Source organism: Polyangiaceae bacterium (assembly GCA_016715885.1).
Taxonomy (GTDB): Bacteria; Myxococcota_A; Polyangia; order Polyangiales; family Polyangiaceae; genus Polyangium.
The window spans coordinates 136,200-147,629 of sequence record JADJXL010000008.1 but is presented as its reverse complement, the minus strand read 5'-3'; the positions used below and the strand labels follow the sequence as shown (position 1 = coordinate 147,629).

9 protein-coding genes and 1 pseudogene are annotated in these 11,430 nt (G+C 61.2%); 6 read left to right on the top strand and 4 right to left on the bottom strand.

Going from position 1 to position 11,430, the window contains the following annotated elements; genetic code table 11:
- The first annotated feature begins 3,231 nt into the window (after window positions 1-3,231).
- From IPM54_12130 to IPM54_12120, 3 genes and pseudogenes are all read left to right on the top strand, one after another.
- Window positions 3,232-3,387, top strand: a complete 156-nt coding sequence (locus IPM54_12130; GenBank protein ID MBK9260561.1) for a hypothetical protein — start codon at window positions 3,232-3,234, stop codon at window positions 3,385-3,387.
- Window positions 3,388-3,618: 231 nt separating this feature from the next.
- Window positions 3,619-3,879: pseudogene (locus tag IPM54_12125) on the top strand (protein kinase).
- 382 nt (window positions 3,880-4,261) lie between these two features.
- Entirely contained in the window at window positions 4,262-4,633 is a 372-nt protein-coding gene (locus tag IPM54_12120) for a hypothetical protein (protein MBK9260560.1), read from the top strand.
- Here the strand turns inward: IPM54_12120 and IPM54_12115 are convergent.
- Entirely contained in the window at window positions 4,630-4,986 is a 357-nt protein-coding gene (locus IPM54_12115; GenBank protein MBK9260559.1) for a hypothetical protein, read from the bottom strand. The two genes, IPM54_12120 and IPM54_12115, sit on opposite strands and share 4 nt — an antisense overlap.
- A 132-nt stretch (window positions 4,987-5,118) precedes the next feature.
- On the opposite strand from IPM54_12115, the gene IPM54_12110 reads away from it, so the two are divergent.
- The 3 genes from IPM54_12110 to IPM54_12100 all read left to right on the top strand — a co-directional run bounded on the left by IPM54_12110 (window position 5,119) and on the right by IPM54_12100 (window position 9,487).
- Entirely contained in the window at window positions 5,119-8,079 is a 2,961-nt protein-coding gene (locus IPM54_12110) for a glycoside hydrolase family 9 protein (GenBank protein ID MBK9260558.1), read from the top strand.
- Between the two features lie 650 nt (window positions 8,080-8,729).
- Window positions 8,730-9,158: a hypothetical protein gene (locus IPM54_12105; GenBank protein ID MBK9260557.1), complete on the top strand. Its 429-nt coding sequence runs from the start codon at window positions 8,730-8,732 to the stop codon at window positions 9,156-9,158.
- Window positions 9,159-9,175: 17 nt separating this feature from the next.
- A complete protein-coding gene (locus IPM54_12100) occupies window positions 9,176-9,487 on the top strand; it encodes a hypothetical protein (protein MBK9260556.1) in 312 nt (103 codons plus the stop codon).
- A gap of 214 nt (window positions 9,488-9,701) precedes the next feature.
- Here IPM54_12100 and IPM54_12095 read toward each other — a convergent pair whose 3' ends face one another.
- The 3 genes from IPM54_12095 to IPM54_12085 form a co-directional block, all read right to left on the bottom strand.
- A complete protein-coding gene (locus IPM54_12095; GenBank protein MBK9260555.1) occupies window positions 9,702-9,986 on the bottom strand; it encodes a hypothetical protein in 285 nt (94 codons plus the stop codon).
- A 109-nt stretch (window positions 9,987-10,095) separates the two neighbouring features.
- Window positions 10,096-10,845 carry a hypothetical protein gene (locus tag IPM54_12090; GenBank protein MBK9260554.1) on the bottom strand — a complete coding sequence of 250 codons (750 nt, stop codon included), beginning with the start codon at window positions 10,843-10,845 and terminating at the stop codon, window positions 10,096-10,098.
- A 28-nt stretch (window positions 10,846-10,873) separates the two neighbouring features.
- Complete coding sequence (locus IPM54_12085) at window positions 10,874-11,377, bottom strand: hypothetical protein (protein ID MBK9260553.1); 504 nt, start codon at window positions 11,375-11,377, stop codon at window positions 10,874-10,876.
- Window positions 11,378-11,430: the final 53 nt, after the last annotated feature.

Below are 11,430 nucleotides of genomic sequence, written 5' to 3'. Positions count from 1 at the left end.
TTGATCGACGAATCCCACATAATCGCGTGCTGTCGCCACGGTGGCTGCGATGCGCCGGGGGAATCGATTGATTCTTCTGCGCGTAATATCGATCGAGTTGAATCTGAAATGAAGCGTCCTTCGTCGCAGTGTCGTGTCTGCACGATCCCCGCATCGATTCCGACGAAATCAGCCTTGACCAAATCCGTCGCGTACACCCGTGGCGTGTAGTTGCTCGGCTCGGGGGCCGATGCCGGACACGTACGTCATTACCGCCTATAGGAAATTCGACTGCACCACGCACCGGGTAGGACAAATCGTCGAAAGGTTTGGGATCCGCGTAGAGCGCATAACGCGTGGAACCATGACCGGGGCTTGCACCGATGAATACGTAGAGTTCTGGTCGGCGCATTCCGAAAGCGCCCCCGAGCTCGATGTCGAGCAGCAGCGTGGCGTCGACTTGGCTTGCAGAGACGGCACGCGGGGACGAGCCTTTGGTGCGAGTGAGCGGAGGATCTGCACACGGCTCCGCGCGGGCAACACCACGGCAAACCCGTCTCGTTCACGCGGTAATCGAATATGCACGACAACCCATGGTCGTCGGTAGGGCATGGCCTGCTGCGGTACACTTGGAGAGGGAGTATTGGTACCGGGAGAGAGGAGAGGGAGGAGGAGAGGTGGACACTTCCTGAGTGGACGGAGCGGAGCACTGGGGACCGTCTCGCATTCCGGAGCGGACATGAGCTGTCAACACTGTGTGCGTTGGCAAGTACGCACAAAACGAACTAGGACTGAGTTACTTTTCTGGGACGCCGCCATGGTTCGCGAGCTGCGATGTCATCGGTAAACGTGTCGGCCGCGCGGAGCTGTCTGCTAAGCTCGCGGGCCGATGGCCACCAACGTTCGCGCACAAGCGGGTCCAGCCAAGTGTCCGATTCCGATCGCCCCCACCATGAAACCTGGCGCTCGATGACGCCGGACGAGCGCGAGCGGTTCCTTGTCGACGTCAACGACGCCCTGGTCTGGATCCCGTCCGCATGATGGGCGAAGGGCGGTTCCCTATAAGGCCAAGGTCCGGGCCATTGACATGCTCGGGTTGTAATCAAGACGATGGGGCGCGGCCTCCATCTACTTGGTCATTGAGGAGAGGCGGACACCTTCATCCCGGCGAGGAATCGTTTTCCCCGGATGTACTTGCTGTGCTGATGCCCTAAATCGAGGATGACGAGCGGATGGCGTGGGTGGTGGTCGACGAGGGCAGGGGGCCTGATTTCCGTGCTCGAGGTGTTGTGGACAGGGGTGACCGACGGAAGGATCCGTCGTCGACAAAGTGTCGAGCGTTACGCGCGCCTCGTGGATCCCTGGAGTATTTTTTGGCGATCGCGCGCAGCAGAGGATCCACGGATACCGGCTCCGAGGAATCCGAAAAGCGGCGCGTTATACACGCATCGTTCCGCAAGGGGGGCTGGTACAGCTCGTGCAGCGACGCCGGGTCGGGCCCGACCTTGCAATTCAGGGCGGCACGCTGCGGTTTTTCCAGGGGATGGCCGAGCCTCTTCGGGTCGGATGATTTGATTGGCCGTTTGACGGGCATGGGGAGGATCTGAGGCGAAGTCGACGAGGAGGCGTAAAGGCCGACCAGGCCGAGGCAAAGGCCAACCAGGCCGTTACTGCATTACGCGACGCTATCTCCACGCTGCTCGACGCGCGGGATCGATTGCCCTGACAATGCTCGCGCAGTCCTCATGTCTTGCGATGATCCCTGCCGTCCTGCAGCGATGGCTGCTCCGCGCAAAGACAGCCACGCCCGCGGCGGACGTTCACCACGTAAACAGCGAGCTTTTTCTCTCTATGTGGTTGACACGAGTTGTACGGAGTCAGAGGTCGTTCATGCACGCCTCGAACTCCGGTCCGGCAGCCGTCGGGGGTTGCGGCACCGTCGCAGTGGGGGCAGTTTCTCGCATTCCGCCGTCATTGGGGCGCCGACGCACTACCCTGTGTTGCATACCGGTTCGCATGGATTCGCCGGGCGTACACGTGCAGGTCATCAACGGCAGCATAGGAAGGCGCTTCCGATGTGTCCGTGCAGAATGGACCCGGTCCGGCAGGGAGTGAAAAAGGTTTTGTCTGCGCAATAGGAGTCACGGTGGGTCGCAGGATACGCCACACACGACACAAATTCTCTTCTCTGAGACCGATCCAGATGCCATTGCTGCACCCGTGGATACGTGTGCCTGGTCCCGGCTCGCAGGCGTGACGGGATAACCGTACTGACACAACACATCCGGGAAAACAACGGTCGCCGGCCTTGGGTGGGGACGCAGGCATACCGGCGCTGCATTACAAGCCTCTCATCGCAAGCTGCGGGATCGATATCCATCAAGGTCACTGTGTAGGGTTCGCACATCACGAGGCCATCCCCATGTCAGCCTCCACCGCCGGTGTTCTCCGTAAGTAGAATTTCCCACCTCCGCGCCGTCGGACGAGTCCCAGAGTGATTCGATGCATGCGCGTGGTGGGTTCTCCCAATTGGTGGTCCTGAATGAATCGCTCCCGGCCGTCCCACGTGAGCTCGTGACCGCCAGGGGTCATTGATACAATTATAAATCTTCGTCGGATGAAGGCGGGGGGAAAGGTGACGCGCGCGGTAATGATACGCATCGTACTTCGCAACGTCCGCTGCACGCGCTCACCAGGAGTGCGCTCACGATGGCTGCCGGCAAAAACGATCGGTTCATGATTCGACGCCCCTGCGGATCGACCTGTTTTCAATCGCCATGCCAGGCTGGAAACGCTCGAAAACCGAACAATCGCCGAACATGACGCCTGCAGAATCTGCGTTAGCGTGCAAAGTGCTATGCGCGATCGACCCGGGGCCAATCGCTCGGTCAGATCGTCAATCCGGAATGCCGATCCCGCGGAAGTGAGCGGCCAAATTCTGAGCTTGTCGAACGTGGCTCATCCGGCTGGGGCCGTACACTGACTCTTTCGGCTCGCTGTTCATCCCTTTCCCCTTGCAGCGATGCCGCATGTGTTGGTAATGATGGCCCCGGTCGCGACAACTCGTTACTTGAAGCGCACGACGATGATGGAACCTGTGCAGCCAGGTAAGATTTGCTGGGGAAATACCGCGTCGAGCAGGTGCTTGGTGAGGGAGGGATGGGGACGTCACCGCCGCGGGCACGAGGAGCTGGGCGAGCTTTTTGCCATCAAGTTGATGCTGCCCGAGGTGCTCGAAAGCATCGTGATGCCGTGACACGGTTCCTGAACGAAGCGCGCGCAAGTGCGAAGCTCAAGGGCGAACACGTGGCGCGTCCACGATGTCGGGCGTCTCGAGAACGGCGCGTGTACATGGTCATCGAGTACCCCGATGGGGACGACCTGATGGTGTTTTGCGCGCACGTCTGATTTTTCCCTTACAACGAGGCCGCTCTTTATGTGCTTCAGGCATGCGAGGCCGTCGCGGAAGCACACGCGGCGGGTATCGTGCATCGAGATCTCTGCCGTCGAACCTGTTTCTGACCCGGCGGCCCAATGGAACGCCGTGCGTCAAGGTGCTCGACTTCGGTATCTCGAAGCAGCTCGATCACAGCTCCAGCAAGACGCCAAGCGTGACGGCAACGGGCACTTCGTCGGTTCCCCGCCTATATGTCGCCCGAACGACTGGACAACGCGACGGATCCGCGCAGCGACATCTGGGCACTCGGGGTCATTCTGTATGAATTCGCCACCGGACACATGCCATTTCCCGGCGAGACCGTGGTGGAAATCCTGAAAAAGTGCTCAACGCTCATCCTGTTCCACCAAGCCACTTACGCGAAGGCATTCCTCCTGAATCTGAAGAGATCGTATTGCGTTGCTTGGAAAACAACCCGAACACCGGTACCAGTCGGTTCGTGAATTGATGACGGCTTTGCAGCCGTTGGCAACGGCATCGGTCGTGCCCGTGGTGTCGCGTCGAGGATTCGAGCATTCGACAGTCGTCGGAAGCGGTCGACGACACGATTACCGTCAATGCATCCAGTCGCAATGAAGCATTGGAAGCGGCCGTCCCCGCAGCGCCGGTCGTGCGCGATTCCAAAACAGGGGAGCAGGTTCTGGGAGACAGCGCAAACGAAGCTCCAAAGCGTATCATCATGCCCAGCGATGGTCGCCCAAGGAGTAGCCCGTGGGCCAATTACCGTGCAAAATCCACGCGGAAACGGTCGCGGTGGCTCATCGTGGCGGCCATGGTTGCGATGACGATTGCATTGATCGGCGGCGGGTTCTTCGTCATGGATCCATGGATCTGGACAAGAATATGGACGCAACTCGTGAACGGCCAATCGGTCGAATTGGCTCCGTCTTCCGGATCGGCGACGACACCGTCGAATCCCCGAGCATCGCATGCGCCGTCCGCCCCCATTCCGTCGACGTCTGCGTCGACAATGGCTGCGCCTCGGTCTCGGACCAAGCATACGCCGAATTCCGCAGGATCGGCTTCGACGGCGACGAGCGCTGGCGCATCGGCATCCGCAGCGTCGGTATCCGCATCGGCCGCCATCGCGTCACCATCGGCAGCTTCGCCACCGGCATCCGGCGCCATCCCACCACCATCGGCAGCTTCTCCACCACCATCGGTTTCTGCTCCCGCGGCACCCGCGAAGTCGGCTAGGCCGGCGACAGGCGGATAGGTTCAATATCCAGTCGAAGCTTGGCGTCGAGCTTCGGCGTTGGCGCGTTCTCCTGCCGAATTTCGATCATGTAAAGGTCAACATGGTCGATTTCCGAGACAAGAACGGCAAATGTTTCATCTCGAGCTCCATCTTGCCGGGAAGTCATCTTTATTTTTCTTCCCAAACTCCCGCTTCTTGCATGCAGAATCGGCCATGATAGCCTTTGCTCGACCGCTCGATGCCCGAGCGTCGGCATCGTCGAGGGGGCGAAGCCCAGGTGCCGTGGCAATGGTTTCCGTGTTTGCTTTCTCGTCGAAGTCACCTGGATTTGCTCGAAGTCATCCGGGTCCATTCTTGATGACCAGCATATTCGCGTTCCTTTTCGTGCGTCGAATGCCGTTCGCGTAATCGTGGGCAATGCAGCACCCATTGCCAAGCTGTAATCGGAGAAAAAATGCCATCGAGAGCGACCTTGCGGACGTCCGTGCCCCGCTTCGGTGCGATTGCGTTGATTTTGTCGGCAGCTTGTTCGACCCTTGTGTCGCCCGACGCATGGGCGCAAGCGCCAGATGCGGACGTCGTCAATTACACGACGCTCGCCGTGCCCGCGGTAGATGCGCATACGCTCAATATTCTTTCGCCCACCACGCTCGAATTGATCCGCATCACGACGAAGCCCGCAGCGGGTTCGGTGAGCGCGTGGGATTTCGTGAACGATGACATCCCCACGGCTGCGCAATTCGTCGTCGAAGCCAACGGCGTTCCCATTCCCATCAGGCAGGTCGGTTTCAAGCGTCGCCCATTGTCGGCACCTCCGGCCGCGTACGACTTGCGCATCGGCAATAGCCTCATCCTGGAGCTCGGTGCGTCCCTTGTCGAAGACGCGCATATCGTCGTGACGAATCCCAATGGAAGCGTGTTCCCGTCCCATTTCGACTTTTCAGGATGGGCACACGCTTTGCGTTATGGTCCCGCCGTGCACGTGAATCAAGAAGGCTATGTTCCATCGTGGCCGAAAAAGGCGTCCGTGGGGTATTGGATAGGAACGCTCGGGGAGCTAAAGCCTCCCGCGTTGTCGTTTCAAGTGGTCGATGCAACGACGGGCGTGGCGGTGCACTCCGGCGCGCTTTCAGCGCGTCCGGATTCGGGATGGCCCACGGTGCCAGCGCCATATCAGCAGGTATACGAAGCCGACTTCAGTAGTTTCACCCGGCAAGGCGAATACATGTTGGTCGTGCCGGGTCTCGGCGCGTCGCTCCCATTCGTCATCGACGAGGGCATTGCGATGAATTTTGCCCGGACCTATGCACAGGGGTTGTTTCACCAGCGTTGCGGCCATCCGAACCACTTGCCATTCACGCGCCATACGCACGAAGCGTGTCACTTGGCGCCGGCGTCGGTCCCGAGCGGCAGCGGATTCACGTTCACCTGGAACAAGATTGCCGCAAACGCCAACACGATCAATTCGAATAACCCGCCGCAAATCGCGCCCAAGCTCACCTCGGAGGCCGCCGCGCTTTTTCCCTACGTACGCAAAGGGACCGTGGACGTATCCGGAGGACATCACGATGCGGGCGACTACTCCAAATACACCACCAACAGCGCGATGCTGGTACACTTGTTGACGTTCGCCGCGGATTCGTTTTCAGGTGTCGGAGCGCTCGATAACTTGGGGCTTCCCGAATCGGGCGACGGCATTGGCGACATGTTGCAGGAGGCGAAAATCGAGGCGGATTTCCTCCTGAAAATGCAAGATACCGACGGAGGATTTTATTTTTTGGTGTATCCGCGCGACCGCGCATACGAACACGACGTGCTGCCCGACGATGGTGACCCGCAGGTCGTGTGGCCGAAGACGACGTCCGCGACGGCTGCCGCGGTTGGCGCATTGGCGGAGCTGGGTTCGTCGCAGCGCTTCAAAGCAGCGTATCCGACCGAGGCATCCGCATACCTGGATGCTGCGCGCCGCGGCTGGACATTTCTGACGCAAGCGATTTCCCAATATGGCAAAGCCGGCGCGTACCAAAAGATTACCCATTACGGTGACGACTTCACGCACGATGACGAGCTGGCATGGGCAGCTTCGGCGATGTTCGTGGCGACGCGCGATCGAAACATCCACGACACCTTGCTCTCGTGGTTCGACCCCTCCGATCCCGCGACACGCCGTTGGGGCTGGTGGCGAATGTATTCCGGTTATGGCGCGGCCATTCGTATTTATGCCTTCGCCGATCGCACGGGCCGCGTTCCGACTCGAAGGCTCGATCGCACGCATCTGGCGCAGTGCAAGGCCGAGATTCGGGCCGCTGCCGACGATGCCGTCACGTGGGCCGGACAAAGCGCCTATGGCACGAGCTTTCCGGCCGCCTCGAAGAGCGTCATGAGCGCCGGCTGGTACTTCTCCGGGGCGCAAACGTACGACATCGCAACCGGGTATCAGCTCGATGCCAGGTCCCAATACCTGGACGCCATGTTACGCAACTTCAACTACGAAGGAGGCTCGAATGCGCTCAATTTGACATACCTCACGGGCATCGGCTGGAAGCGACAACGCGAGATCGTCCACCAATACGCCTGGAACGATCCGCGCGTCCTGCCGCCCAATGGCTTTCCGATTGGCTCGCTACAAACCGGGCCCGTTCCTACCAGCCTCTACGGCACCCAGCTTTCCGAGCTCACCTTCCCGCGCGATAATGCGCCCGTCCCCACGCCGTTTTACGACCGCTGGACCGACACGAACAACATCCTGACCGAATTCGTGCACACCGATCAGGCCCGCGCGCTCGGAGCGGCCACGATGCTCGGCGCTTTGACGAGGCGCCGTTCGCAAACGTATCGTGCGATGACCGGCGCCTCCATCCAAGGCATCCCCGTGTCGATTTCGACTGGGAATGCGTTTACCGTATCGCTCGACGTGCCGGGCTTCGATTTGGGCGACGCCCGTATCATTTGGGAAGCAAGCGGCCAGCAGCCTGCCTACGGCCAAAGCTATACCTACACCCCGCAAGGCACCGGCTTGCAATGGATTGAAGCCGAGGCGCATTGGCCCGATGGACGCCGCGCCGTCGCACGCCAAACCCTATTCGCCGAAATCGGCTTGCCCGTCGTGTCGGTCATGGCCACCGACAATATCGCCAAGCTCTTCAGCACGACCGATACGATGACGTTCACCTTCACGCGCACGGGGAGCTCCACCAATGACCTCGCGATCGACTTCGGACTCTCTGGCACGGCGGCCAAGTGGTTCGACTATTGGCGGCCGTCGCATGGCGACATGCCCCAAACACTCGTCATGCCCGCTGGTGCCAATACCATTTCGATGATCCTTGCCGCTCGGGACAACGTCAATGACGCCGACCCGCAAACGCTCATCGTTACAATGCGCACCAGTCCCAACTATATCATCGGCAGCCCCAATTTCGCGACGGCGACGATCGTGCCCTGATCCATCTTCGGTTGGCTCGATCGAACCAACGTCAATGCACGCCCAAATCGCGCCTTCACCCGTCCGATCCGCCGTTCCTCTGCCACACCTTCGCCCTCGAGGACGCCTGATCACGTAATCCCGCCGCAAGAATCGCCATCTCACTCGTCCGATTTGGCGTTGTCGACCCTCGGCAACGGTGTTTCACCTCTCCGATCAGGCGTTCTCCTGTCGAATTTCGGTCATGCAGACGTCAACATGGTCGATTTCTGAGACAAGATCGGCAAATCGGCACGGAACTTGCCTCGAGTAGGGTGTAATTGGGGGGACCTCTGCCCCGGCTCTCCCCAAGGCGACACGAAGTAACGCGGCGCCACGTTCTGGCTGTACGCCCGCCTCGCCTCGTGCGAGAGTGGTCGCGTGAAAGACTTCTTGCAATGGGGATGGCGCGCAGGCGCAGTCGTTTGCATTTCGAGCTGCGCTGGCGGCCAGTTCGTGCTCGATCCGGGGCTCTCGCAGGGGCCCGAGCTGACCGTCGAGGGCCCCTTGGCTTCAATGCTTACGAGTGTGATCCCGAGCATTCCCCGAAGCCGAACGGCTTGGGGGAAGATCGTTCGGCTTCCATCCAGGTCGCCGGGCTTTCGGGCACGGCAACCCCGTTGCGACGGGAATTGGCTACGCAGAAGATTTTCGGCGACGCGCTGATTCGAGACTACCGCGCATTCTTGTCCCAACTGGCCGAGCTGCGTGCGGCCACGGAAGGCGTGCTCGGCAATGAGACGCCCTCGGACATGGGCAGCCTTGAGGGCGTGGTGACGGGGGATGTTACAGTGGACACGATGTTGAATGGCATCAAGTTCGTGCTGGCGTTGCCCGAGAGCGCCACCGAAACCACTGGATTCGGTTTTGGGGGCCAGATCGAAGGTCGGACAGTGGTGGCAGCTTGTCGCACCACCCAGACCGCCCGAGTCTTCGGGGCTTTCGACGGGCCGCGGTTCGCATTACACTGCAAATGGGCGTCGCCTGCAATGAATGCCCAAGGCGAATGGAACGTGGACGCCATTGGTTCTTGGAGCAATTACGCTTTTGCGGGGAACTGAAAAGCGAGGCAGGGGATGTGGCTCGTTTCGCGTCTCAAAATGTGACGGTGCTGGGTATGGGAGGCGTTCGGGGATTCGATTGGAAAGCCGGGGATGGTGGGGTGGCGGCTCTGAGCTTCTGGCAGCGACCGGGGCCGCGACCAGCGAACCTGCCACAGGGAAAAGAACCGCCTTATGAACCTCGGGCGTGGCTAGCGCGCGGCCTCGAAGCAAAACCGGGTTTTCGGGATGGCATCCTGATCAGTGTGGCGCTTTCGTATCTGTTTCCCTGGCCGTCCGAGTGTGACAACAAGCGATTACGCGCGGGTGCGATGGAGACCGCCAAATGAGCATGGGCGGAGCGAAGAAAATCGCAGCCTTTTCGCACCTCACCCCCCAGCCCCCTCTCCAACTTCGCGGCTTTGCCGCTTCGTGGAGAGGGGGAGTAGGAACAGATTGAGCCTCTTTTCCCCCTCTCCACGCAGCATCACGAAGTGATGCGAAGTTGGAGAGGGGGTTAGGGGGTGAGGTGCAAATAGCGGGCAAATCCTGATGGACACCCTTTCAGTCCATGGACAGAGCGCGGAACGGCGTGGCCCGTGGCCCGTTCGCGAATGCAGCCTCGGTGACGCGCAGGCTCATGGTGACGGCGGAACGCTTGTGGTCGTTGTCGTCGAAGAGTTCGAGCGCGGCGAGCGCACCGGCGAAGTCGCCGACAGTCGCACAGCCGTGCACCGTCTCTTGGACGCTGCAATAGCGGACGCTCTTCGTCGGGAGCTTGCAGGCCTGGAGGGCCAAGTCGACGCGGCCGACCGTGGCCGCATACCGGCAGAACACGCGGCAGTCCAAGTCGCGGTCCTTGGGCTTGAGCTGTTCGAGCCGCGCCAGCTCCCGCTCGAGCAGCTCGTCGACCAGCGCTCGCTCGCCGAGCTCGCAGAGGCGGAGCAGCGCCGGCTGGTCAAGGTTGCCCAGCTTGACTCGGCTGGGCCAGCTTCACCGCCTCGGAAGGCCGCACCTGCGCGAGCGACTGCAGCGCAACGGTGACGCAGCTTTCGCCTTCGCCGCGGCCCAGAAGGATGTCGGGGTATCGGAGCGCCAGCTCGATGAACGCTCCCTGGGTGCCATCCTTCAGCGCACGACGGAGCAGCGCCATGGTGAGCTCTTCGCTGGTGTCCTTGTTCGTACACCGATCGATCGCGTCACAAAACACGTCGGCGCCGTCCGCGTAGAGCGCCATGAGGCCTTCGGTCGTCGCGTAGTCGAACATGCTACCGATCTCGCCGACCTCCACGAAGCGATCGACCTGGCCGCCCAAGGCGGCGACCCAGCCGAGGTCCTGCGCGGATACGTAGCTTTCGCGATCGGCCAACAGCTCCTTCCACGCCCGCTCGGCCCGGGCCCCGTCGCCCAGACGCCACCAGGCGGCCATGAGCCCTTGTATGGCGCGAGCGCGTTCGGCCTTGTCTTCCGCGGGCAGCGCGGCTTCGCCCGCCTCCACGAAACGCCGCGCCGAATCGAGCTTGCCGGCCAGCACGCGCTGCACCGCCACCCGACCGGCGACCTGACCGAGCCGGCCCGTGCCGGGCACCGAGAGCTCCTCGAGCCAGGCCATGACCTGCTCGTCGCTGGCATCCTCGGCCCACCGGACCAGGAAGGCGATGATCGCATCCGGCCAGTGGCGCCCGTCACGGATTAGCTCGAAGCACACCTTGCGCAGGTCGTCGTAGGACTTGACCTCACGCGGCGACGCGGCCCGATCCGAGGCGTCCTGGTGGCCTTGCTCTCGCCCTGGTCGTCGTCTCCTTGGCCTTGCTCGCCTTGGCCTTGTTCGCCTTGGCTTTGCCCGGAGCATTCGCGGGCCCCGCGCTCGTCTCCACGAGGATCACCTTGTCGTGCTCGACGTAGGCCAAGCTCTCCTCGCTGTCCCCTTCTTCCAACTGTGAGAGCAGCGACGGGTCGCTCACCTCGATCGTGTACACCACGGCTGGACGTTCCGCGTCCTCGTCGTCCACATCTTCGGTCGCACGCGTTATCGAGAACCAGCCGCGCCCTCGCTTGTTCACCGTGCCGTGCGCGAGCGGCCCCACCTCGACGTGCTTGATGTACTTGCGCGCGAGCGTCACGTCATCGCCGTCATCGTCTGGCGACACGAAGTCCGAAAGTAGTTTCCAGGCGAAGAGGCGTTCGGTGCCGAAGGTGTCGATGTCGGGGTGGACGAGCGTTGCTTGCAGGAGAACCACCGGAGCCTGTTTTCTTCAGGCATCGGACGTTGAAGTAATGCATTGGGCGTGTC

Bases quoted from the DNA above. Each gene is read 5' to 3' on its own strand.
- IPM54_12115 (MBK9260559.1), bottom strand. From the start codon at position 4,986: ATGGACCCGGATGACTTCGAGCAAATCCAGGTGACTTCGACGAGAAAG.
- IPM54_12120 (MBK9260560.1), top strand. From the start codon at position 4,262: ATGGATCTGGACAAGAATATGGACGCAACTCGTGAACGGCCAATCGGT.